The organism is Pseudolabrys sp. FHR47 (genome assembly GCF_005153485.1).
GTDB lineage: Bacteria > Pseudomonadota > Alphaproteobacteria > Rhizobiales > Xanthobacteraceae > Pseudolabrys.
Window position 1 is genome coordinate 3,034,422 of sequence record NZ_CP039740.1, and the last position, 22,922, is coordinate 3,057,343.

At 63.3% G+C, this 22,922-nt stretch carries 19 protein-coding genes and 1 pseudogene; 4 read left to right on the plus strand and 16 right to left on the minus strand.

Annotation, left to right across the window (positions count from 1 at the left end; genetic code table 11):
• Positions 1 to 42 precede the first annotated feature (42 nt).
• Genes E8Q40_RS14920 through E8Q40_RS14930 form a run of 3 tightly spaced genes read right to left on the minus strand, consistent with a single transcriptional unit; the run spans position 43 to position 3,188 of the window.
• On the minus strand, positions 43 to 960 hold the full coding sequence (locus E8Q40_RS14920) for a 2-hydroxyacid dehydrogenase (RefSeq protein ID WP_137045287.1): 918 nt from the start codon (positions 958 to 960) through the stop codon (positions 43 to 45).
• Positions 961 to 978: 18 nt separating this feature from the next.
• A complete protein-coding gene (locus tag E8Q40_RS14925) occupies positions 979 to 2,142 on the minus strand; it encodes an acyl-CoA dehydrogenase family protein (RefSeq protein WP_246662859.1) in 1,164 nt (387 codons plus the stop codon).
• Positions 2,142 to 3,188 carry an acyl-CoA dehydrogenase family protein gene (locus E8Q40_RS14930; protein WP_205995545.1) on the minus strand — a complete coding sequence of 349 codons (1,047 nt, stop codon included), beginning with the start codon at positions 3,186 to 3,188 and terminating at the stop codon, positions 2,142 to 2,144. The genes E8Q40_RS14925 and E8Q40_RS14930 overlap by 1 nt, the downstream gene beginning before the upstream one ends.
• 194 nt (positions 3,189 to 3,382) lie before the next feature.
• Between E8Q40_RS14930 and E8Q40_RS14935 the strand changes: the two genes are divergently transcribed.
• Positions 3,383 to 4,144, plus strand: coding sequence for an enoyl-CoA hydratase-related protein (locus E8Q40_RS14935; RefSeq protein WP_137045289.1), 762 nt, complete (start codon positions 3,383 to 3,385; stop codon positions 4,142 to 4,144).
• 18 nt (positions 4,145 to 4,162) lie between these two features.
• On the opposite strand, the gene E8Q40_RS14940 is transcribed toward E8Q40_RS14935, so the two are convergent.
• Positions 4,163 to 5,014, minus strand: coding sequence for an alpha/beta fold hydrolase (locus tag E8Q40_RS14940; RefSeq protein WP_137045290.1), 852 nt, complete (start codon positions 5,012 to 5,014; stop codon positions 4,163 to 4,165).
• Positions 5,015 to 5,136: 122 nt separating this feature from the next.
• Here E8Q40_RS14940 and E8Q40_RS14945 point away from each other — a divergent pair, with 122 nt between their 5' ends.
• Positions 5,137 to 5,925 carry an alpha/beta fold hydrolase gene (locus E8Q40_RS14945; RefSeq protein ID WP_137045291.1) on the plus strand — a complete coding sequence of 263 codons (789 nt, stop codon included), beginning with the start codon at positions 5,137 to 5,139 and terminating at the stop codon, positions 5,923 to 5,925.
• A gap of 324 nt (positions 5,926 to 6,249) precedes the next feature.
• Here E8Q40_RS14945 and E8Q40_RS14950 read toward each other — a convergent pair whose 3' ends face one another.
• The 6 genes from E8Q40_RS14950 to E8Q40_RS14975 form a co-directional block, all read right to left on the minus strand.
• The gene (locus E8Q40_RS14950) at positions 6,250 to 6,981 is read right to left on the minus strand and encodes a siderophore-interacting protein (protein WP_246662860.1); all 732 of its coding nucleotides are present in this window, start codon (positions 6,979 to 6,981) and stop codon (positions 6,250 to 6,252) included.
• 98 nt (positions 6,982 to 7,079) lie between these two features.
• A complete protein-coding gene (locus E8Q40_RS14955; RefSeq protein ID WP_205995547.1) occupies positions 7,080 to 7,877 on the minus strand; it encodes an ABC transporter ATP-binding protein in 798 nt (265 codons plus the stop codon).
• Positions 7,877 to 8,935, minus strand: a complete 1,059-nt coding sequence (locus tag E8Q40_RS14960) for an iron ABC transporter permease (protein ID WP_137045293.1) — start codon at positions 8,933 to 8,935, stop codon at positions 7,877 to 7,879. The genes E8Q40_RS14955 and E8Q40_RS14960 overlap by 1 nt, the downstream gene beginning before the upstream one ends.
• 25 nt (positions 8,936 to 8,960) lie before the next feature.
• Complete coding sequence (locus E8Q40_RS14965) at positions 8,961 to 10,082, minus strand: ABC transporter substrate-binding protein (RefSeq protein WP_246662861.1); 1,122 nt, start codon at positions 10,080 to 10,082, stop codon at positions 8,961 to 8,963.
• A complete protein-coding gene (locus E8Q40_RS22250) occupies positions 10,079 to 10,915 on the minus strand; it encodes an alpha/beta hydrolase (RefSeq protein WP_246662862.1) in 837 nt (278 codons plus the stop codon). Before E8Q40_RS22250 ends, E8Q40_RS14965 begins: the two co-directional genes overlap by 4 nt.
• 117 nt (positions 10,916 to 11,032) lie before the next feature.
• Positions 11,033 to 13,183, minus strand: a complete 2,151-nt coding sequence (locus tag E8Q40_RS14975) for a TonB-dependent siderophore receptor (protein WP_137045296.1) — start codon at positions 13,181 to 13,183, stop codon at positions 11,033 to 11,035.
• Between the two features lie 495 nt (positions 13,184 to 13,678).
• Here E8Q40_RS14975 and E8Q40_RS14980 point away from each other — a divergent pair, with 495 nt between their 5' ends.
• Positions 13,679 to 14,566 carry a helix-turn-helix domain-containing protein gene (locus E8Q40_RS14980; RefSeq protein WP_168197852.1) on the plus strand — a complete coding sequence of 296 codons (888 nt, stop codon included), beginning with the start codon at positions 13,679 to 13,681 and terminating at the stop codon, positions 14,564 to 14,566.
• Between the two features lie 72 nt (positions 14,567 to 14,638).
• On the opposite strand, the gene E8Q40_RS14985 is transcribed toward E8Q40_RS14980, so the two are convergent.
• The 4 genes and pseudogenes from E8Q40_RS14985 to E8Q40_RS15000 form a co-directional block, all read right to left on the minus strand.
• Positions 14,639 to 15,871 carry an amidohydrolase family protein gene (locus E8Q40_RS14985; protein WP_137045298.1) on the minus strand — a complete coding sequence of 411 codons (1,233 nt, stop codon included), beginning with the start codon at positions 15,869 to 15,871 and terminating at the stop codon, positions 14,639 to 14,641.
• Between the two features lie 4 nt (positions 15,872 to 15,875).
• Positions 15,876 to 18,371, minus strand: coding sequence for a branched-chain amino acid ABC transporter ATP-binding protein/permease (locus E8Q40_RS14990; RefSeq protein ID WP_137045299.1), 2,496 nt, complete (start codon positions 18,369 to 18,371; stop codon positions 15,876 to 15,878).
• Positions 18,372 to 18,375: 4 nt separating this feature from the next.
• Positions 18,376 to 19,247: pseudogene (locus E8Q40_RS14995) on the minus strand (branched-chain amino acid ABC transporter permease).
• Between the two features lie 81 nt (positions 19,248 to 19,328).
• Positions 19,329 to 20,513, minus strand: a complete 1,185-nt coding sequence (locus E8Q40_RS15000; protein WP_137045300.1) for an ABC transporter substrate-binding protein — start codon at positions 20,511 to 20,513, stop codon at positions 19,329 to 19,331.
• 250 nt (positions 20,514 to 20,763) lie between these two features.
• Between E8Q40_RS15000 and E8Q40_RS15005 the strand changes: the two genes are divergently transcribed.
• Entirely contained in the window at positions 20,764 to 21,189 is a 426-nt protein-coding gene (locus E8Q40_RS15005) for a nuclear transport factor 2 family protein (RefSeq protein ID WP_137045301.1), read from the plus strand.
• A 12-nt stretch (positions 21,190 to 21,201) separates the two neighbouring features.
• Here E8Q40_RS15005 and E8Q40_RS15010 read toward each other — a convergent pair whose 3' ends face one another.
• Positions 21,202 to 21,951 carry a GntR family transcriptional regulator gene (locus E8Q40_RS15010; protein ID WP_137045302.1) on the minus strand — a complete coding sequence of 250 codons (750 nt, stop codon included), beginning with the start codon at positions 21,949 to 21,951 and terminating at the stop codon, positions 21,202 to 21,204.
• Positions 21,952 to 22,160: 209 nt separating this feature from the next.
• Positions 22,161 to 22,910, minus strand: a complete 750-nt coding sequence (locus E8Q40_RS15015) for an aspartate/glutamate racemase family protein (protein ID WP_137045303.1) — start codon at positions 22,908 to 22,910, stop codon at positions 22,161 to 22,163.
• Between the last annotated feature and the right edge of the window lie 12 nt (positions 22,911 to 22,922).

Below are 22,922 nucleotides of genomic sequence, written 5' to 3' on the forward strand. Positions count from 1 at the left end.
ACCTGCCTCGGGGATAATATGTCAATAAATCATGTTTATGATTTATTGTGCCGATGCGCCAAGTATGCGGCAGACCTCGTCGACCAGTTCGCGCAGATTGTCGTGCGTCAGCACCGAAGCATGCGGCTGCAGCACGACATTCGAGAGCGCGAGGAAGCGCGAATTCGGCACCGGCTCCTGTGCGAAGACATCCAGCCCTGCCCCGGCGATGGTCTTGTTCTCGAGCGCCTCGAGCAGCGCCTCTTCGTCAACGACCGTGCCGCGCGACACATTGATGAGAAAGCCGCTAGGCCCCAGTGCGCGCAGCACATCGCGATTGACGATGTGGCGCGTCGTCTCGTCGCCTGGACAGGTCATCACCAGGAAATCAACGGCCGCGGCGAGCGCAACGATGTCAGCGACATAGTGATACAGCAGGCCCGACTTGGGGCGCGGTCCGTGGTAACTGACGTTAAGACCGACGCCGGCCAGACGATCAGCAACAGCACGACCTATGCGGCCGAGGCCGACGATGCCGGCGCGCTTGCCGGCGACACGGGTGGCGCGGCTGCGCCGGCCATTTTTCCACCGCCCGCTGCGCACATAGGCGTCGCCGGCGACGATGTCGCGCGCCACCGCGTAGACCAGCGCCACGGCCATGTCGGCGGTGTCCTCGGTCATGACGTGCGGCGTTGGATAGAGCGCGATGCCGCGCGCCTTCAGCGCCGGCTCGTCGAACTTCTCCAGCCCGGCGCCGCAGCTCGCCAGGGTCGTCAGCGACGGCAAGAGATCGAGCAGCGCCTCGGGCGCGCCCTGCATCGCCATGGTCACGGCGCCTTTGATCCCGCCGCGCTCGGCGGCGGGAAGTTGCGGCAGTTGGTCCGGCGCGACGAGGTCGAGCCGCTCGGCCAGTCCCGCGCGCAGATCGGGCGCCAGCGCACCCAGCATGGCAACACGCGGCTTGTCGGAACGATCGGTCATCGCTCGCCCTTCGATATCTCAGTTCGGCAAACCGAGCACGGCCTTAGCCAGCACGTTGCGCATGATTTCGCTGGAGCCACCGAAGATGGTGGTCGGCCGCGCCATCAGATAAGCGCCGGCGGCATGCAGCCGCGCGTCGCCATCGAGCGGCTTGCGCAGACCTGCGGTTTCGCCGGCGACCTCGAGCATTTCTTCCGAGATGCGCTGGAACAGCTCGCTCTGGAATATCTTGAGAATGGACACGTCGGCGCCGATGGTTTCGCCGCGGCGCAGCTTGTCGACATAGCTTTCGAACAAGGCCGCGAGATCATCGAGGTCGAGCTTCAGCCGCACGAAGCGGTCTTCGAATGCCGGATCGCCGGTGACGCCCATGCGCGTTGCCAGCGCGCGCAATTGCGTCAGCGCATTGGCCGACAGCCGCGGTGCGCCGATGAAGACGCGCTCGTGACCGAGCAACGCCTTGGCGATGGTCCAGCCGCCATTGACCTCGCCGACCAGGTTGTCTTTCGGGATGCGGACATTGTCGAAGAAAATTTCGCTGAACTCGTCAAACAGTTCGAGGTTCTCGATCGGCCGCACCGTGACGCCAGGCGCGTCCATCGGCACCAGCAGAAAGCTGATACCGGCCTGCTTCTTCGCCGTCTTGTCGGTACGCGCCAGGATGAACACCCAGTTGGCATCGTTGCCGAGCGTCGCCCAGGTCTTCTGCCCGTTGATCACCCATTCATCGCCGTCGAGCACGGCCTCGGTGCGCACGGCAGCGAGATCGGAGCCGGCATTCGGCTCGCTGTAGCCCTGCGCCCAGATATGCTCGCCGGACAATATTTTCGGCAGGAAATGCGCCTTCTGCTCATCCGTACCGTGGTGAATCAGCAACGGTCCAAGCATGACGATGCCAATGTCGTTGACGCGGGCGCAGCCGTGGCGGCCGAACTCCTCGATCATGATCAGCTGTTTGGACGCCGACAGCCCCATGCCGCCGTAGTCTCGTGGCCAGTTCGGGCACAGCCAGCCGCGCTTCGACAGCGCCATGTACCACGGCTTGACCTCGCGCCAGTGCAGCCGTCGCTGCGAGTGGCGCGGCATGTCCTTCGGGTAACTCTCTTCGGCAAATCGCCGCACGAGGACGCGGAAGTCGTCGTCCGGCATATCGCGCAGGTCTTCAGTGGCGGCAAATGACATCACGCCACCTCCTTCAGTAAGGTAGCAAAACGCCTGCGGTGCACGGCCGAGGAGCCAAATTGGTTGCACAAAGTCATCGCCTTGCGCACGAACAGACCGGCGTCGTACTCGTCAGTGAAGCCGATGGCGCCATGCATCTGGATCGCTTCGCGCGATACCAGCAATGCCGTATCATTGGCGCGGCATTTGGCACGCGACACCGCGGCGGCGCGTGTCGTCTTCGTGGCACCGGTATCGAGCGCCGCGGCAGCCGATGCGATCGAGGCACGCGTGAGTTCGAGCTGAACCTTGACATCGGTGGCGCGATGCTGCAGCGCCTGGAAACTGCCGATCGGCTGGCCGAACTGTTTGCGGGTTTTCAGATAGTCGATCGTCATCGCGAAGACCCGCTCGGACAGGCCGAACAGATAGGACGCGGTGGCGAGCGTCGCCTCGTCGAGCGCGTCATCGACAGCGTCGGCGGGGTGAACCGCCAGCGGCGTGACGTCCCGGAGTTCCAGCGTGCCGAGCGCGCAACCATCCTGCGTCCACTCTGACGTCACGCGGAGACCAAAGGCATCCTTCGCCACAATGGCGATGCCGTCGGCGGTGGCGACGGCGAAGCTGTCGGCGCCGGTGGCGTTCGGAATGAAATGCTTGCTGCCGGTGATGCGGCCGCCCTCGATGCATGACTTCCGCCAACCGAGTTCGTTTGCCTCATCCTGCCACGCCGCGATGCAAATTCCCGTAGCGGACAAGTCGGCACCGGCCATGCGAACCGCCAGCGCGGCGCCGATCAGCGGCTCGGGCACCAGCCCGGCGCCGAGCTCCTGCGTCAGCGCGCAATATTCCGCCATGCCGAGGCCGAGCCCGCCCGCCTCTTCCGGCAGATGCAATGTCAGCCATCCCATCTCGGCCATGGTGGCAAATATCGCGGGATCGAAACCGGGCTCCTGAAAGCGCTGCGCGCGAATGCGAGCGAGGCTGCCGTCGGCAGCCACCACGGCGCGAGTGCTGTCGCGGATCATGCGGACATTTTCGGCCGCGTCGTCTTCCTTGCGGGACATGCTTCCTCTGTTATTGTAAAGCATAGCTTATTAGCTTTTATGGCGGATCAGTTCAACCACACCTGCCACTGGGATAGCAATATCAACAAATGTAAAAACTCATAGACCTAGTTTTTAGGTGCGCAAGGCATCCGCCTTCTGTATAGAACCGGCAACAGCCGCCCCATCGCGGCGTAGCCAAGGGAACACCGAGGATGACACTGAAAATCGAGAAAGCCGACCGCATTGCCCGGGTCACCCTCGATCGTCCGCCCGTCAATGCGCTGACGCTACAGCTTTACGGCGAGATCGCCGACCTGTTCGAAAGCACCCGTGAGTGGCACGACGTCAATTGCATCGTACTGGGCGCGGCGGGCACGCGTGCGTTCTGCGCCGGCCTCGATCTCAACGAATTCCTCGCCGCGACCGTGGAAGAAGACCCCAAGCGCGCCGCCATCATCCGCCGCTGCTTCAGCGCCATCCGCCATGCCGCGGTGCCGGTGATCGCCGCCGTGAACGGCCCTGCCCTCGGCGCCGGTTGCGTCATTGCCTCGCTGTGCGACATGCGCATCGCCAGCGAAACCGCGACGTTCGGCTTGCCGGAAATCAATGTCGGCCGTTGTGGCGGCGGCGCTCATATCGGCCGGCTCATACCGCAAGGCATGCTGCGACGCATGTTCTTCACCGGCCAGCCGATCACTGCGGCGGAAGCCTATCGCGTCGGCCTGGTCGAGGAAGTCGTGCCGGCCGCAGAGCTCGGCGCCACAGTCGATCATCTTGCCAAGGTGATCGCGCAGAAAGCGCCGCTCGGGCTGCGTCTCGGCAAGCAGGCGCTGAATGAGGTCGAGTTCATGCCGGTAGAAGACGGCTACGCCCGCGAACAGCAATACAGCACGCGCCTGATGGCGACCGAAGACGCGCGCGAAGCAACGCGCGCCGTCGTCGAAAAGCGCAAGCCGGTATTCGTCGGCCGCTGACGACGCGCGGTGAACGCGCTATTTGCCGAGCCGATCGGCCCAGTCGGCAATTGCCTTGGTCGTTTCGGCCGGCTTTTCCGCCGGCAAAGCATGGCTGGCATTGTCGATGACGGCGACCGTGACGCGGTCGCCGAATTCGGCCTTCAGTTCGTTCCGCGATTCAGCAGGACGGAACGGATCGGCGCCGCCTTGCAGATCGAGGATCGGCGCCTTGCCCGCCGCCCACCAGTCGGCCTGCTTCGTCAATTTGCGAGCCGCGCGCTGACTTTTGGTGACATCCTGATGCCAGCCGTCGAGCCACGCCGTCGGATCGTTGCCTTTGGCGAAGAACGCCAGCCGCAAGCCGGCGAGCCGCTGCTCGCGCGTCGAGGCCGGATCGTTGATCAGGGTGATGGCATCGCTCAATTCCTTCGGCCACTTCCGCGCGCCGGCAGCCACCAGGACGACGCCGCGCGTCAGCTCCGGATGGTCGGCGGCCAACGTACGTGCGATCCAGCCGCCATAAGCGTGGCCGGCGACGATGGCCTTGCCACCTTCGTTGCGGATCACGGCCGCAAAATCGTTGGCGAAGTCGTGAAACGACACACCGGTCATCGGCCCCTTGCTGGCGCCGATGCCACGCGGCTCGGGCCTCAACACGCGATAGCCGCGCTCCGCCAAGTCCTTGGCCAGATCACCGAATTCCTCGGTGCCGCGCCCGGTCGAGGCGATGAACAAGATCAGCGGGCCTTGGCCCTGCGCGCGATAGCTGATCGTGGCATCGCCAGTGATCACCGATTTCACCACGACATCGTCCGCGCGTACCGGCGCAGCAAAAGCGATTGCAGCGAGCGCGCAGGCGAACATGCACCCATTGGGCCACAAGCTCATTCCATCCTCCCCGGCCGCGCCTTCAACGAGGCGGGACGCTATAATCTCATAACCTAGGTCATTGATTTTTGACCACGGTCGATGTTCTGTCAAACAGCGAAATCGCATGCCGGAGTCAGAGAATGAGCGAGACGAACACCTTCACCCGTGGCGGAGTTTCAATCCGCTATCGGATCGATGGCCGCAACGGCGCGCCGTGGATCATGTTCAGCAATTCGATCTGTACCGATCTGTCGCTGTGGGACGATCAGGCGGCGGCTCTCGCGGCGGATTTCCGCGTGCTGCGCTACGACCAGCGCGGTCAAGGCGGATCGAGCGTGCCGTCCGCGCCCTGCAATTTCGATCAGCTTGGCGGCGACGTCGCTGCCCTGCTCGATCATCTCGGCATCGACAGATGCACCTTCGTCGGCCTGTCGATGGGCGTGCCGACCGGACTTGACCTCTATGCGAAGCATCCGCAGCGCATCGAACGCCTGGTGCTCTGCGACGGCCAGGCCGCCACCGCGCCGGCCGGCGCAGCCGGCTGGGAAGAACGCATCGAGATGGCGCGCCGCGACGGCATGGAGGCTTTCGCCGACGCCACGGTCGCCCGCTGGTTCTCGTCCGATCAGGTCAAGGAAGGTCGCGCCGACTGCGTGCGCAAGATGATCGCAACAACGCCTTTCGCCGGGTTCGAAGCCTGTGCCCGCGCGCTGCAAAATTACGCTTATGTCGATGTGCTGCCCCGTATCACGGCGCCGACGCTGCTGATCGTCGGCAAGGACGACGGCAGGATACCGGAGACCATGGCGCGCATGCGCGATGCCATCGCCGGATCGCGCCTGGTGGAGATCGCCGGTGCCGGCCACATTCCCAATATTGCCCAGCCAGAGCAGTTCAACCGCGCCTTGGACGCGTTTCTTTTTAGCTAAGGTCTCAAGTTAGACAATTGAAGGGGGCCGTTGCGCCTGTCACATCTATCGCCAATCTTCGACTTCGCCGAGATTGCCTAGAAGTATCCGCTGGTAAAGACCGAGTTCGACAACGCCGTGAAGGCGCTTCGTATCTTAAAGCTCACCGGCAAGAGCAAGAACCACGACAACCGCCCTACCCTGGATGATCTCGACCGGCCGACGGGATACTTCAGAGGCATGCGCACCGGGACCCGATCAATCAGCTTGCAGGGCGTGCCGGCGTAGGTGTCGATCTCGTCCGGATCTCGAACCGGACGACGGTTTCCAGGACGTCTTAAAGGCTTATCCCGCCAAATAGTAATCTTCGTCTCGATCGTGATTGAAGGCATCATGGAAGGCCGTTTCCGACATGCCGCGCCGCCAGTAACTGATGGCAAGGATCTGCCGGCGGTCGATTCCGGCACTGCGCCAATGCTGGCGAATTTGTCGCATCACTGAAGATTCACAACCGGCCCAGACGAATGGTCTGGCATCCGCCGGTAGTGCCTGCGCCATGATAGATTCCGCAAGTACCATCGTCGCGTCATCCTTGAGCCACGTCACCTCGATGCCGGGATGACCGATTTCCTGACGCTCGGTCATGTCGGGCAGCGCAATGAAGGCACGGCCGCGCGCTTCCGCCGGCAGCGTTTCGAGTATACGCGAGACCGCCGGCAAACCGGTCTGATCGGCTGCGAACAGGTACCAATCCGCTGGCGTGACGGTTCGTCCTCCCGGGCCGCCGATGCCGACGACATCGCCAGCTTGAGCACGCGTCGCCCAACGCGAAGCAATACCCTCGTCGCCGTGAAGCACGAAGTCGATGTCGATCTCACCCGCGGCCGGACGATGATGTCGCAGCGTATAGGTCCGCACCGCCGGCCGCCGATCGCCGGCCGGCCACACGGCACGTCCATCGGGGCCGACTGTCGGCCATTCCGGTGCTTTCAGGTGCTCGGGCGGGATCAGCACCTTGACATTCGGTCCTTCGCCGAAACCATCGATCTCCTCACCGCCGAGCGTGATGCGGCACATGCGCGGCGTAACCATCGTCTTGCGCAACACCCGCAGCACGCGAATGCCGCGATAGCGCTGGGCCCGTGGAGGCAGAGTGGCACCCGATGTGTTTCCAGTCATGATGAAACTCTATCCGGCAATGCGCGGTCGACAACGACCTGAAGCGAGGATTGCGAGCAGCGTTCCACGCGCGCCGCGACGCCATAGACTTCTGCAATCACCTCCGGCGTCAGGGCCTCGGCAGGACTGCCGGCAGCTGCGACGGTGCCACTACCAAAGACGATGACGCGATCGGCCCAGCGTGCCGCGAGGTTCAGATCGTGCATGACGACGACGACAGCGCGGCCTTCGGCGGCCAAGGCGCGCACCAGCGTCATCACGATGACCTGATGACGCAGATCGAGCGCACTGGTCGGCTCGTCGAGTAGCAACAGCCGCGGCTCCCGCACCAGCGCCTGCGCCAGGCTGACAAGCTGGCGCTGTCCGCCCGAGAGCCGGTCAAGTTGCTCCAGCGCCAGCGCCGCAATGCCGAGCCGATCGAGCGTCGTCACCGCGCGGCGCCGGACGTCGTCGCTTCCGGATTCGTCCAGAGCCGACGCCTTGAACGCGGCGATGACGGAATCGAGAACCGTGAGCGCCACGCCCTGCGGCAAGGCCTGCGGCATGAAGGTGACGAGGCTCGCTCGTTCGGCCGCGCCGAGGCGCAGGAGATCGTGCCCGCCGAACCTCACCTCGCCACGGACACGCAAGAGACCCGCCAGCGCCAGCAACAAAGTCGATTTGCCGGCGGCATTCGGGCCGACCAGAGCGGTGACTCCGCCGCCCGTAATTTCCGGCAAGGTCAGATCGCGAATAATGGGCCGGCCGGGATAACCGGCCGACAGGTTCCTGACGATGAGCGTCATGTCCGGCATCAGTGCCGCTCCCGCCGCGCCATGATGAGCGCCAGGAAGAACGGCACGCCGATCAGCGACGTCACAAGTCCGATCGGCAGCACCATGCCGGTCACGACCAGCTTGCTGGCGCAGGAGGCGAGCGACATCACCGCACAGCCTGCCAGCGCGCTCGCCGGCAAGAAGAACCGATGGTCCTCGCCGACCAGGAGGCGTGCGATATGAGGCCCGACCAGACCGATGAAGGCGATGGTGCCCGCAAAGGCGACCGCGACGCCAGTGAGCAGGCTCGCCCGCATCAGCGACACGAAGCGCAGTCGCGCGACATCGATGCCAAAACTGCGCGCCCGGGCTTCGCCAAGCCGCAGCGCCGTCAGCTTCCATGACGAAGCCAGCGACCACGGCAACACGACCGCCACGACGATCGCCAGGATCGCATCCTTGGCGCCGTCGGCGCGGGTGAGACTGCCGAGAGTCCAGAACACGAGTTGCTGCAGCGCCTGTTCGTTAGCGATGAACTGCATGATCGCCACCAGCGCATTGAACGTGAAGAACAGCGCAATGCCGAACAGCACGACGGTTTCGCCGCCGGTGCCGCGCAACCGCGCCAGCCATTGCAGCAACAGGGTCGAGCCGAATGCGAACACGAAGGCATTGACCGAAATGATCCAGTTCGGCGACACGCCGGGCAGACCGATACCCAGCACGATCGCCAACGCCGCGCCGAAGGTTGCCGACGACGACATGCCGAGCGTGAAGGGGCTGGCGAGCGGATTGTTGAGCACGGTCTGCATTTCGGCGCCGGCCAGCGACAGCGCCATGCCAACCAGCAGCGCGAGGATGGCCTGTGCCAGGCGCACGTCCCAGATGATGACGCGCGTCCCGGCGCTCACTTCGCGCGGCCGCAGCAGCGCATGCACGACGTCATAGACCGTCAGCGACGACGGTCCGGTCGAGACATCGGCAAGAAAGCTCGCCAGCGCGATGGCGCCGAGCAGAAGCAGCCACAGGATGCGCGCGCGCACCAGCCGACGATGCCCGGTCAGCGCGACGGAAGCGGAGGCGCTCAAATTCGTCATGCGGCTTCCTCGCCCGGCCGGAAGGTCACTTCAGGCCGATCCAATAGGTGCCGTGCATCGGCACCGGCAAGAACTTCTCGTTAAGTTCGCGCAGGCTGGCATCGGGATCGATATCGGCGAACAGCTTCGGATGAAACCACTTCGCCAGAGCCTCAACGGCCAGAAAGTTGATCGGTATGTTGCTGAACAAGTGCCACAGGCCATAGACGCGGCCGTTCTTCACGGCGTCGAGCTGGGCAATGCCGGGGCGTTGCACGACCTCGCTCAGAAATTTCCGCGACACCTCTTCGGGAATACCCGGCCCCATCACCAGGCCGCCGGTGCCCTGCAAGTGAATTCCGCCGGTGCCGACATAGACCTGCGGGTTCTTCGCGATGACATATTCGAGATTGAGCTTGCCGAACAGTTGCTTGACGACGCCGACCGCGATGTTCTCTCCGCCCGCGGCGTCGATGAAGGCGCCGATCGTGGCGCGGCCCGGCGAATTGCAGCAATCCTGAAGTCCGGCATGGGCATGCATCAGCACAGTCGGCTTCGGCGGATCGGCCTCGCGCAAGCGTCTGGCGATACGATCCATGTGGCTACGATAGAAGTCGATGAATGCGGCCGCCCTGTCCTCCTGGCCCAGCACCTTGCCAAGCAACTCCATGCTCGGCAGCGTATGTTCCAGAGGCTTGGCTACGAAGTCGATGAATACTACGGGAATGCCAGCAGCCTCTAAACGCCTGAGAATTTCAGGCGAATGCGACGACGGTCCGTAACCGCCGCTCAGGATCGCCAGATCGGGCTGAACCGCCAAAGCCTGCTCGATCGAGAACGTATCGGCGCTGCCGCGCCCGATGATCGGCACCCGGTCGAGACCGGGGAAACGCTGGCGATAAAGATCGTAGGTGACTTTGTCCTGTCGTTGCAGGTCCGCCGGCCAGCCCGCCAGAATCGAAACCGGGTCGGGGTGGAGGAGCGCAAGCGCCAGAAGTTGACGTCCCTCGCCGAGGATCACGTGCTTGACCGGCCGCTTTACCGTCACCGTGCGGCCGGCGACATCCGTCAACGTGATGCTTTCCTGCGCCTTTGGCGCCGCCGGCGTGCCAAGCCATGCTGCCGCCAGCAGCGCGGCGCCGATCAAGAAGCGAAATGCAGAGGTCACGGCGATCTCCTTGCCGACAAGATGAACGTCACAGCGCGGCTGAGTGCCGCCGGCACGACCGAGCCGTGGTCCTCGCCGGCGAACTCGACATAACTCGTGCGCAGACCGGACGTTTCGAACACGACGAGCCGCTGCGACAGCGCGCGCGCATTGTCGAGCATACGGTTCTGGCTTTTCCATAACGCGCGGGCTTCCCAGTCGGGCCGCGCTCGTTCCGCCGCGGTCAGCGTCTGCTCTTCACCGCCCACGGCAATGAGAAGATCGGCGTCGGCGGCCTGCGACCGCAGACCGGTCGTGAAGGCCCGCTCCTCCTCGTGGATGTAGCAGTTGTTCCACCAGATCGATGGACTGGCGGCCACATAGTGCCGGAACAGCGACGGCCGGGTGAACAACACATGCAGCACGAACAATCCGCCGAGCGAATGACCAAACAAGGCCTGACGATTCCTGTCGCCACGACAGTCACATAGGATCGCCGGCATCAGTTCGGCGGCGATAAAGTCGAGAAACAGGTCAGCGCCGCCGACCGCGGGCCATGGCGTGCCATCTGGACGTGGCGCCAGCCGCAGCACCTTCGCAGGCGGCGTGTCGTCAAAGATTCGACGGTCCATGTCATAGGCGGCATCGGTCGGATAGCCGATACCGACGACAATGGCCGGTTCGATGCCGGCAAAAGGGCCGGACGAACGCGCGCGAACGATCTGGGCCAAAATTGCGAACGAGGTATTGCCGTCCAGCGCATAGATGACCGGAAAGCCGCCGGCGGGCGCCGGAATCCCCGCCGCCGGACGGGCAATGAAAATGCGATACTCGCCGCCGCCACGCGCACGCACCGCGCGCTGCTCAGCGCCCGGCAGAACAACAGCCGAAGGCGGCTGGTCGTTGCCAGCCGCCCCATCTATTAACGTGGATTGCATACCATAACCGGAACGTTCTTCGCCGATCGGCGACTATTGCGTCTTGGCCGCGACCTTCAGCCAGTAGCTGCGTGGCTCGCCATAGAAGTTGAAGGTCGAGACCGAGCCGACACGCGTGAAATAGATCTCGTCGAAGATGTTGTTGACCGTAAAAGTCGCTTCCAGGTTCTTATTGAACTTGTAGCCGACCTGAGCATCGAATACGGCAAAAGCCGGCTGAATGATCTGGACCGTCGAACTGACCAGCGCGGAAATCTCGCTCTGGACACGGGCTCCACCGGCGACGTGCAGACCCTGCCACTTCGGATCCTGGAATTCATACTTGCTCCACACATTGAACGAGTGCCGCGGCGTTCCGGGGCTAAAGCTCTGACCCGCGGTGTAGGTCGTCCCCGTGCTTGACGTGACCGTGTTCAGGTATTGGCTGTCGGTATAGGCGTAACTGGCCTGCACCTGCCAGCCCGGCGATAGCTGGCCGGATATTTCCGCTTCAATGCCGCTCACCTCGACTTCGCCGGAGGCGACCACATAAGCCGTGTTCGTGAGATCGCGGACCGCGCGATTCTTATCCCGCGTGATGAAGAAGCCGAGGCTGGTGTTCAAGGCGCCGCCAAAGAATGATCCCTTCAGGCCGGCTTCGTACTGCTCGCCGGTCCGCGGATCGACATTGTCACCGTTTACGGTGAGGCTTCCCGGTTGCGGCTGGAAGATCTCCGTATAGATGCCATAGGCCGATACGTTCGACGTCAGGTCGACGATAAGACCGAAGTAAGGCGTGACCTTGCCGTTGTCCTTGACACTCGCCACCGCACCGGTCGTCAGCGTCGTCGTATCTTGTTCGTACCAGCTCATGCGGCCGCCGATAATGGTCGTGATCGCCTCAACCGGCTTGAAGCGCAACTGGCTATACAAGCCGGTCAGCTGCGGCTTGACCTGGGTCTGCGGCGTCAATGCAATCGATGGCTCCGCTGAGTCCGTCGGATTGTAGATGTTGTTGGTGCCGTTCGATGCGGTCCCTTGGTAAAGCTTCTGATCGAAGCGGCGGTAGTCGACGCCGAGCATGAAATTGTGCGTCTGGCCGATCATGGCGAACGGCGTGCTGACATGCGCGTCGGCCGACAACGACTTCTCCCAGTACTGACGCGCCAATACCGTCGAGTTGTAATTGCCGGTAGCCGCGTTAATGGCGCTGGATCCGTAAGCATATTTGAAATCGACGAAGCGATCGGAATAGCGGATACCGGCCTTGGCATGTCCGCCATTGTCGAAGCGATGTTCGAATTCCGCCAGATAATCGTCGACCCTGTTCTTGAAGTAGTTCCAGCTACGGCCGCTGAAGGTGGAGCGCGACACGTCGGGCAGCGCACCATTGGCGAAGGTCGGCAATCCGTTCTGCGGCACCATATCCCTGTCCTGATGCATCGCTACGAGCGACATCGTGGTCTGAGGCGTTAGATCGACCTCGACCGTTCCGTACCCGACCTTGGACTGATTGTCGGCCTTGTTGACGAACGAGTCATTGTCGGTGAAGGCGCCGACGGCGCGGGCGCGAACATTGCCCGACTGGGTCAGAGGCGCAGTAATGTCCGCCTCGGTGCGATAGGTGTTCCAGGAGCCGATGGTGCCGTTCACCGAGGCGCCGAACTTGCTCTGAGCCCGCTTGCGCGCGACGTTCAGCGTGCCCGACGGCTCGCCGGTGCCGGCGAACAAGCCAGCCGCGCCACGTAAAATCTCGACGCGATCGAACGGGGCAAGATCCGGTTGCGTGCCGTAAATACTGTTCATGGGCGCCGGCAAACCGTCGATGCTGAACATCTGGAACTCGTAGCCGCGGGAGAAGATCGACGAGCGGCCGCGGTCGTTCTGGAAAATGACGACGCCCGGCGCGGCGCGCGCGGCATCCTCCAGCGCTATCATGTTCTGGTCCTCGATGCGTTGGCGGGTCACCACGCTTACTGATTGAGGAATTTCCTTCAGCGTCAGGGCATCCTTGCCGATGGTGGTGCGCGGCGTCGTGTAGCTGTCGACGCCTTCGGTCTGAACCGCGCTGCGTTCGCCCTGGACTTCGATGGTCGGCAACACGGTTTGCGCCATCGCCGCAGTTCCGTACATGCCTGCCAGAATCGTGGTCGTCAGAAGCAACACACACCGGTCGCGGCGAACGTCGCCGAAGAACTCCATCATCGAATTAGCCCCCAAAAAACCCGAGTACGGCTCGACAGCCACGCAGGTCCAACGCCGGTACACGGTTCGCGGACGCCGCTTTTTTTCGGCCTTAAGCCCGGTGGAGCTAACCGCCAGATGCCATGACTCTCCAGACAAAATACGTTTGCACGACAGCGTATTTCATTTGTTGTATCGTCAAATCAAACACTTCTTAAACCAGTTTTTGTCTGCGAAGCACGCACTACTTCGGCACGGCACGTAGTTTGGAATAGATTTATTCTAAGGACGATCGCCTATGCGTACCGAACACTTCGGGCAGCGTCGATTCTGCTGTAGTGTTCTGCCATGAATTCGCACAGCACATCGTCGAACGGCAAGCTGCAGGACAGGGGCACGCTTCCGCCGGCATCATCGTCGGCCCCTAACGTGCGGCACAGGCAACTCAAGGTGCTTGCGGAGATCGGCGGCAGCAACTTTAGGCTGCTACAGCCGGAACTTGGCGACGATGATGTCGTGCTGCATGGCGACTTCCGGCGCGAGCAGTTGCGATCCGGGCTAATCCTGCACGCCACGGACATGCGCCAGCTTCACGATCTCAAATCCGAGGCGGTTCAGCCGCCCGGCATGACATTCGCCCTGTTTCTCAACGGCGGTGCCAAGACGTGGGTCGGCGATCGACCTTTCTTCATGGGCACGGCAGCCGAACACCGGCCGAATGGCCTTGAAGCTGTCGCTACCTGTCGCACGCGGCCAGACTCTTTTGTACGCTATTCGGCACGCGGCGATCGCATCCGCAAGGTGACCATCAACATCAGTCCGGAGTGGTTGGAGAATGTCGGCTTCGACGGTCTGGAGAACCATTCTTCGGTTCTTCAGTTCGCCCGCGATCATCTCTCATCGATCCGGTGGCAACCCTCACCACGGCTTGTCGCGATCGCGGAGCAGATGCTGCATCCGCCCGTGCTGCTGCCGCTCATGCACAATCTGTATTGCGAAAGCCGCGCCATCGAGTTCATCGGTGAGGCGTTTCAGGCCGTCACGCGGTCAGCCGCTGAGCCGGCCTCGGGCACGCTGCGTCCGCACGACTACCGGCGCGTCGCCATGGTATGCAGCTTTCTTGAAGCGAACCTGGACCGGCCATTGTCTCTGGAAGCGATCGCTCGCGATGTGGGCATCGGCGTTAACACCTTGCAGCGGCTGTTTCGCGCCATGCACGGCACCACGGTGTTCGAGTATACGCGGACCCGCAAGTTGCATCGTGCGCGGCAGGCGCTCGAAACCGAAGGCGTCTCGGTCGCGCAAGCAGCTTTTATTGCCGGCTATGCCAGTGCCGCCAATTTCGCGACCGCCTTCAAGCGACAATTCGGCACCTCCCCGAAAAACGTTAGGGCCCAGCTTTAACGTCTATGTCCGAATTGGAGATGGTGCCCAGGGACGGGTTGCCGGCCCTTACCCGTTTCCGGCCCAAGCCTTTCACATCGGGAAACAAAGGAAGCCGGAAGGCCGGACGAAACTCTTTCGCCCATTCTTGAGACCCATGAGCGGCTGCGCGACTTCGGCCACTGCCATGGCTTCGCTCTGGCAGTCGAGCACAACGAGATCGGCCGGGTATCCGACCTCGATGCCGTAGCCCGCAAGGTTCATCAGCCGCGCCGGTGACGCCGTCACCAGATTGAGACAACCGGCGATGTCGGACATTGTGCCGGTCTGTGCGATATTGGCGTAAAGATTGGCCATGCGCACCAGCGAGCAATCGCCGAACGGCGTGAATGGATTGAGCACATTGTTGGTGGCGAGCGAACAAGTCACGCCATGCGCGGCCAGTCGGTGTGCCGGCGTGACGCCGCGTGGCACGCTGTGATCGCTGCCACGGCCCATGAGAAACAGGTCAGTCGCCGGCAGAACCGTCACTGCGACGCCCGCGGCGGCAAGCTGCTTGGCTACGGCTTCAAGCTTCTCCGCCGGCAGCGCCGACAGTTTGGTGACGTGGCCGACCGCAACGCGCCCGCCGTAGCTGCTCGCCTCGGTCTGGCGACAGACTTCGTCGATATCCATCCAGGATGTATCGAGGTCGAAGTCGAGGTGAAAGTCGATGTCGATGTCGAACCGCCTGGCGATGGCAAAAATGCGTGCGATCTGCCCATTCGGATCGCTGTCGGTGTACGGACACCCGCCGATCAGGTCCGCGCCATTTTCACAGGCGTCGATCAACAACTCCTCTGTGCCAGGATCGTTGATCAGCCCTTCCTGGGGGAACACGCAGATTTCCAGATCGATTCCCCAGGCGTAGTCGTTCTTGAGCCGCTTGATGGCATTGAAGCTCGTCAGTCCGATGCGGGGATCGACCTCCACATGGGTGCGCATATGCGTCGTGCCCTGAAGGATGGCCTTCTCCAGCGTGCGCCTGCCGCGTGCGTAGACATCGTCCTCGGTGAAGGCGCGCTTTGCCGCCGCGACCTGCGCGATCGCCTCCGGCAAGGTGCCCTGCTCGCTGCGGCAGCGGTCGAGGATACAGGACTTGTCGAGATGGATGTGCGTATCGACGAAGCCCGGCACCACCAGCCGGCCGCCGGCATCTTCCGACGGTGCATCGTCCGTAATCGCGGGTGCAATGTTGGCAATCCGGCCGTCCTTGATGGCAATGTCGACGGGTTCGCCGCTGCGGCCGGCAATGCGCGCGTTACGAAGAATGAAGTCGAACGCCATGGCCTTACTGCGCAGCCTCCGCACGGCCGAGATAGGCCGCCTCGAGCGCAGGATCCTGCGCCAGTGCCGCCGCCGTATCGTCGCGAACGATACGGCCTGACTCCAGAACATAGCCGCGGTCGGCAACGCTGAGCGCCAGCGCGGCCATCTGGTCGACCAGCAAAATCGTCACGCCGTCATCGCGCAATTCGGCAAGGACATCGAACAGTTCATTGATCATCGCCGGCGCCAGCCCGAGCGAAGGCTCGTCCAGCAGCAGAATGCGCGGCTTCGCCATCAGCCCGCGGGCAATGGCCAGCATCTGCTGCTCGCCGCCGGACAGAAGCCCGGCACGGCTCGTCAGCCGATCGCGCAGGCGGGGGAAGCGCTTGAGCATGGCTTCGAGTTCGCTGTCGCGGTCGGCGTCTGAGCGCGTATAGGAGCCGAGCAGGATGTTGTCCCGCACGGTCAATTCGGGGAACACCTGCCGGCCTTCCGGCACCAAGGCGAGGCCCGACGCGGCGATCCGGTCGGCGGACAACGCATCGATGCGGTTGTCGTCCAGCACGATCGAACCATCGACGGGCCGCAGCAGCCCGGTGACGGCGCGCATCGCCGTCGATTTGCCGGCGCCATTGGAGCCGAGCAAGGCCACCATCTCGCCGGGCTTCACGGTGAACGACACATTGTCGAGGACGGGCGCGGCGCCATAGCCGGCGGTGAGTTTCAGGCAGGTCAGGATCGCATCCTGCGAACCATTCCACGGCGTGGCGCGCGGCCTAGCGCGCATGCCGCTGTCGCCCAGATAGGCCTTCATCACGCGCGGATTGACGCGAATCTCGGCAGGCGCGCCGGACGCGATCACCGCGCCGGCGTCCAGCACGACGACTTGGTCGGATATGCCCATGACCAGCGCCATGTCGTGCTCGACCAGAATGACCGCGAGGCCAAGATCGGCCAGCCCGCGGATGAGCTTGCCGAGCGCGGCCTTGTCGGCCTGCATCAGGCCGGCCGCAGGCTCGTCGAGCAGGAGGACCTGCGGACGGGTCGCCAATGCGCGGGCGATCTCAACGAGCCGGCGATCGACATGCGGCAGGCCGCCCGCCGGCGCGGCCAGCGCGCCCCGATAGCCGACAAACGACAGTAGCGCTTCGGCGGCGCGGTGTTCTTCCCCGGCAGCCGCAGTGATGACAGGGTTACCGAGATTGCCGCGGCGCATCGCGACCAGAATGTTGTCGAGCACGCTCATCTCGCCGAACAACTGCGTGGTCTGATAGGTGCGCGCCACACCGACCCGCGAGATGCGCCAGGTCGGCTCGCCCGCGAGATCGGCGTCGCCAAGAACGATGCGTCCGCTGTCCGGCCGATAAAAGCCGCCGATCATGTTGAGCACGGTGGTCTTGCCCGCGCCGTTCGGACCGATCACGCTGGTGACACGGCCCGGCTCGGCGATGAAGCTCACACCGCTTGCCGCCTTGACGCCGCCGAACGAAATGCCGATGCCGGCCACCTCGAGACGATGGCGCTGCGTACCGCCCAGAAATGCCGCCAGATCGAAATCCCGATCGTCCCGCGCACCCGCGGGTTCGGTGCGTCGGACATAGCGGGCGAGCGTGCCGATCACGCCTTCGGGCGCCAGCCACAGTACCAGCAACAACAACGCGCCAACGAACAGCAGACGGTACTCGGCCATGCCGGACAGGAGTTCGGGCAGCATCACCGTCACCGCGGCGCCAACTGCCGGGCCGAACACCCACCCTGCCCCACCGACGATGACGGCGAGCAAGAACAGGATCGACTGAGAGAATGGGAATGAGTCCGGCGCCACGAACATCATCAGCGGCGCGAAGATCGCGCCCGCCAGCCCAGCGAACACCGCCGACACCGCGAAAGCGGCCGTCTTGACGGTTACGGGGTTGAGGCCAATGGAGCGCGCCGCGGTTTCGCTGTCGCGCACCGCGACCATCGCCTTGCCCCAGGCGCTCGCAGCCAGCCTGGCGAACAGGAAGAGCGATCCTGCCGCGAGCAGGATCGCCAGCATCGCCAGTTCCCGTTCCGCGAAGACACGGCCGCCGAATTGCGGCGGAACAAGACCTATCAGGCCGTTCTGGCCGCCGGTGAGGTCCTTCCACTCCACCGCCGTATGATGGACGATAAAGGCGAAGGCAATTGTCACCATGGCAAGATAGGGCCCGGTGACGCGCAGGGCCGGCAATGCCAGCACCGCTCCAATCGCCCCGGCCATCAGGCCGGCCAGCGGAAAGGCCAGCCAGAAACTCGCACCTTTGACGGTCAGGATCGCGGCCGTATAGGCGCCAATGGCGTAGAAGCCGACATGGCCGAGCGAGACCTGCCCCGTTAATCCCAGCAACACATTGAGGCCGACGCCAACCACCGTGGTCAGGGCGACCAGCGCGATGATGAAATGGATGTAGCCTTCAGTCCACAACACCAGCGCCAGCGCGGCCACGGTCAGCAGCGCGATCGCTACGGTCGTCAACGAGGGGGCGAAGGATCGCATCACCTTACACCTTGTTGATTGCGGCACGGCCGAGAATGCCGTTGGGCATAATCGCCAGCGCAAGGATGACAGTGGTGAAGGCGACGATCTGGGTATAGGTCGAACCGGCAAAAGCCGTCACTATCGCTTCGATCAGGCCGTACAGCAGGCCCGCCAGCATCACGCCCGATGCCGACGTGATCCCCCGAGGATCGCCACCGCAAAGGCCTTGATGCCAAAAAGAGTCCCCATGTCGGAATGCACGCTGAACAGCGGCGCGATCAGCAAGCCGGCAAGTCCGGCCAACGCCGTCGATATCGCGTAGGACAACGCAATGGCTGTGCGCACATTGATACCCATCAGCCGCGCGGCATCCTTGTTCTGCACGACAGCGAGCAACGCCTTGCCGGCCCGGCTGTGGGTGAAGGCATAGCGCAGGGCCAAAGTGACCGCGATCCCGACAACCGGAATGATGAGTTGCAGCACATAAACGCCGGTGCCGAATATCTCGACGCGGGTCTGGCCCATCACCGATGGAAAAGCGCGCGGCTCCTTGCCGAAGGTGAAGAGCACAATGTTGTCCAGGACAATGCCCCCGGCGACGGTCGCCATCAGCCAGGCGTTCGAGCCGCGCTCGGCGAAAGGCCGTACCAGTGCGCGCTCGACGACCAGACCAAACAGCGCGCACAGCGCCAGCGCCAGCGCGGCAGCAAGCGGCATTGGCCAGCCGAGGGTCACGGCGAAGGTATAGCCCAGCACGGCCCCGAGCATCATGGAGGAGCCTTGCGAAAAGTTCACGGTGTTGGAGACGACGTAGGTAACGTGGAAACCGAGCGCGATCAGGCCGTACATGCTGCCAACAGCCAGGCCCGAGACGATCGCAGAAATCATTAGCATGACATCCCCGGCGAGACACGAGAGCGAAGGAAAGAAGCGGCGGGGTATGGCGCGCGACCCAACCCCGCCGTCGGTCGCAGGTCAGTTCATCAGGGGGAGGATCTGACCGTCCTTGAAGTATGTGAAGATGTAGTCGTCCGACGTCAGCGCATCGTGATTCTGCGGCGTGAACGGCTTGCTGTAGGTCTTGATCAGCCCCTCGTATTTATCGATGGCGTAGAAGGCCTCACGCACTTTCGGGCCCTCGGTCGAACCGGCCTTGGCGATCGCCAAGGTCATCAGGTTCATGGCGTCATAGGCATTGGCGATGCCGACGGCGGGCGTCACGTCGGCGAGCGTCTTGATTTCCGGGTACTTCTTCTTGAGAGCGGCGAGCACAGCTTCACCCTTGGGCGAGAGCTTGCCCGCAAAGCTGTAGGTCTGGATGAAGTGCACCTTGGCACCGCTCGGGCCGGCCAGTTCCGAGAACCGGCCACCGGCAGGACCCCAATGTGACACGATCGGTACATCCCAGCCCATGCGGTCGAGCGACTTCACGACCTGCGATGATGGCGCGACGTTGGCAACCATAAACAGCACGTCGGCGCCGGCGTCTTTCAGCCGCGTAAGCTGGGGAACGACATCGACATCGGCGTCCTGGAATTTCTCGATGCCGGCGGCAGCGATGTTCTTTTCGGCAAGCGCTTCCTTGAGGCCCTTCTCGTTGGACTCGCCCCATGAGTTGTTGATCAGGATCATGCCCGGCTTCTTGGCGTTGTACTTCTTGATCGCATAGGCGAGCAGCGCCTTGTCGACCAGAACGTCGACAGCCGACACGCGGAATACATAGTTCTCCGCCGCACCGTTGCGGGTGATCGGCGTACCCGCCGCCCACACGCCCATGAAGGGCACCTTGGCCTGATTGGCGAACGGCACGATCGCCATCGACACCGGCGTATCGAGGCCGCCGAACAGACCGGCCACCTTCTCGCGCTGAACAAGTTCGCGGGCGGCGAGCACACCCTTGGCCGGATTGCTTTCGTCGTCGCGCACGATCAGCTCGACCTTCTTGCCGAGCACGCCGCCTTTGGCGTTGATTTCATCGACCGCAACGGAGAGGCCGCGGACGATCGCCTCCCCCGATTTGGCAGATTGGCCGGACATGGCCGCGACCAGGCCAAGCTTCAGCGTGTCTTGCGCATAAGCCGGCACGGACACGATGGCAGCAGCCGCGCCGGCGATCAGCAGGCGGCGGGTAATCTGGGAAAAGCGGGATGAAACAGTCATGGCGACACCTCTCGAGGGTTGGACCCAGCCGTCTCTTCGCAAGGTGTATGCCAAGCGCGGCAGCTCAATTTTTCAGGCTTTTCGCCCTTTTTTCGCTGTCCGCCGCTCGACAAACAGGCACCGGCGGAAGCTATTTGAGCATTTTGTATGCAATATTGTATACAATATTGTGCATTTTCCCATACAATCTCGTTGGCCGGAAATATGCATATCCCGGCTGGCCAGCCGTTTTGCCCTCAGGAGTCCCTTCATGCTCGCCGCCGCCCCCGCTCTTCCGACCGACGAGACAGCCGAAGCTGCACAGATCGTCGAGAAATTCCTGATCGCGTCGATGGTGCCGGATCCGGAAACCGCAGCGCAGTACATCGCCGAGCCGCTGAAGCTCACTTTCACCGGCGGACGCAAATTCTCGCATCCGCGCGAGAGCACGGCCTTCAACGCCAAGCGCTACAAATGGGTGAAGAAGGCGATGGAACGCTCGGACGTCGCCCCGGGCGTCGGCGAGACCGTCGTCTACAACACCGGCACGCTTTACGGCGAATGGCCGGACGGCACGCCGTTCGAGGGCAACCGCTACGTCGATCGCTTCGTCGTCAAAAACGGCAAGATCGTGCAGATGGATGTCTGGAACGACAGCGCCGAGCGCCTGCTGACTCGTCACGGCATTGAAGCCTGACGTCTCGGACGCTTAGCGCTTGCGGCTCTTGCCGCCGGCTTTCGGCACGGGCCGCGCGCGCGGCTCGTCCGCATAGGACGTCAGAATGTCCCTGAGGTCGCGGTCGCGGGTGGGACCCTGCACGATCAGCGCGCGCGACGCCACGGCTTCGAGATGTTCTTCCATCGCCTTCGATGCGCGCCTTGCGTCGCCCGCGATCAGCGCGGCGATGATGTCGTGATGCTCATTGACCGCGCATTCGGATGAATGCGGCCGGCTGTATAGCGCGAGGATAAGGCCGCAGCGCGACGACACTTCGCTTACGTAGCGCGCCAGCACCGGACTTCCGGTCATGTCGGCAAGCACGATGTGAAATTCGGTCGCAAGGCGGATTGAAAGCTGCTCGTTATTGCCGCGCGCTTTCTCCTCTTCGTCAACATGCGCCTTCAGCATCCGGATCTGCTCCGGCGTCAGGCGGCCCGCAAGGCGTGACATGACCAGCCGTTCAAGCCCGATGCGCACATCGAACGTGTCCCGCGCCTCTTCCCATTTGGGCGTGGCGACGGAGGCGCCGTGGTTGCGGCGCAGTTCGACGAGCCCCTCCGCCGCCAGTTGCGACAAGGCTCCACGCACGATGGTCCGGCTGACGCCGAAGCGCTCGCCGATGGCATCCTCGGGCAGCTTGGCGCCGGGCGCCAGCGCCTGTTCGATGATGGCGTGCCGGAGCGCCCGGTAAATGACGCTCATCCGATCCGGAACGGACTTAGCCTTGGTCTTGCCCATTGAAATCACGACGAAGGGTTGTTCGCCGGAGCCGGCGGAATTGAAATTATACGCACGAGTTTGGCGCGTAGATTCTGCGCAGGTCAAGCGTCCCCCCTCGCATGACTGTCAAGGTTGAGCTTTCCTCGACGCGTAGCGAGCACGGCAAAATCAACTCGTCCGCGGCGAATGGCCGGACGCCCGGCTGGGCGCGGTGGCTGCAGGGCCGCCTAGAGATTCTTCGCGATATCCGCGGCAAGTCGTTTCGCCAGTTCCGGTGTCAGGCCAGGAAAACCGGCTGCATCGGCCGCCGCCACTGCGGAAACCGGCACCGGTGTAACGTCTGCAGCAAGCCGCGCGGCATCGATCGCCGGAATCAGGCAATCGAGGACCTGTACCGATACGTTCGGCTGAACCCGCGGCGCCAGACCGATGAGGCCGGCGCCACCGAGAATGACTCTGGTCGCACCATCCTCGCGCGCCGCGGCGTCGCACGCTTGCGCGAGCTTTCCGATGCTTCTGTCGGGATCGGCCAATATCTGCGAACCGGTGACATCGACGGTGCGGATCGAGGCAAGGTAATCCGTCAAGCCGAGCGGCGTCAGATACTCTCGTAACATCGACTCCCAGCGCGCGCCACCTGTGACAACGGAGAACGGCTTCTGACTGAGCGCCGCCGCGCGACAGGCGGATTCAGCCAGCGCGAACACCGGTCCATCGGCGATCTCCTTTAGAGCCGCAAAGCCCGGATCGCCGAAGCAGGCGAGAATGACGGCATCGAAGCGTTCGGTCTGCGCGGCATAGGCATCGAGCGCCGCATGCGCCGCGATCGCATAGGTCGCACGCGTGCCGATATGCGGCGAGCCGAAACGCCCGGTGGCGCCGACAAAGTCGATATCCGGCGCATAGGCGCGCGCCGCGGCGACGCAATGCTCCGTCATCGCCAGATTGGTATTGGCATTGAGCAGCAGCACGCGCATGGCGGCACTCTG

Coding starts and splice junctions, on each gene's coding strand:
- E8Q40_RS15010 (WP_137045302.1), bottom strand. CDS start 21,951: ATGGGCAAGACCAAGGCTAAGTCCGTTCCGGATCGGATGAGCGTCATT.
- E8Q40_RS14975 (WP_137045296.1), bottom strand. CDS start 13,183: ATGATGGAGTTCTTCGGCGACGTTCGCCGCGACCGGTGTGTGTTGCTT.
- E8Q40_RS14990 (WP_137045299.1), bottom strand. CDS start 18,371: ATGCGATCCTTCGCCCCCTCGTTGACGACCGTAGCGATCGCGCTGCTG.
- E8Q40_RS14955 (WP_205995547.1), bottom strand. CDS start 7,877: ATGCCGGACATGACGCTCATCGTCAGGAACCTGTCGGCCGGTTATCCC.
- E8Q40_RS14930 (WP_205995545.1), bottom strand. CDS start 3,188: ATGTCCCGCAAGGAAGACGACGCGGCCGAAAATGTCCGCATGATCCGC.
- E8Q40_RS14940 (WP_137045290.1), bottom strand. CDS start 5,014: ATGAGCTTGTGGCCCAATGGGTGCATGTTCGCCTGCGCGCTCGCTGCA.
- E8Q40_RS14960 (WP_137045293.1), bottom strand. CDS start 8,935: ATGACGAATTTGAGCGCCTCCGCTTCCGTCGCGCTGACCGGGCATCGT.
- E8Q40_RS14950 (WP_246662860.1), bottom strand. CDS start 6,981: ATGTGCCGCATCACGCTCGGCGGTGAGGAGATCGATGGTTTCGGCGAA.
- E8Q40_RS14920 (WP_137045287.1), bottom strand. CDS start 960: ATGACCGATCGTTCCGACAAGCCGCGTGTTGCCATGCTGGGTGCGCTG.
- E8Q40_RS14985 (WP_137045298.1), bottom strand. CDS start 15,871: ATGGCGTTCGACTTCATTCTTCGTAACGCGCGCATTGCCGGCCGCAGC.
- E8Q40_RS15000 (WP_137045300.1), bottom strand. CDS start 20,513: ATGACTGTTTCATCCCGCTTTTCCCAGATTACCCGCCGCCTGCTGATC.
- E8Q40_RS14945 (WP_137045291.1), top strand. CDS start 5,137: ATGAGCGAGACGAACACCTTCACCCGTGGCGGAGTTTCAATCCGCTAT.
- E8Q40_RS14925 (WP_246662859.1), bottom strand. CDS start 2,142: ATGTCATTTGCCGCCACTGAAGACCTGCGCGATATGCCGGACGACGAC.
- E8Q40_RS15005 (WP_137045301.1), top strand. CDS start 20,764: ATGCTCGCCGCCGCCCCCGCTCTTCCGACCGACGAGACAGCCGAAGCT.
- E8Q40_RS15015 (WP_137045303.1), bottom strand. CDS start 22,910: ATGCGCGTGCTGCTGCTCAATGCCAATACCAATCTGGCGATGACGGAG.
- E8Q40_RS14935 (WP_137045289.1), top strand. CDS start 3,383: ATGACACTGAAAATCGAGAAAGCCGACCGCATTGCCCGGGTCACCCTC.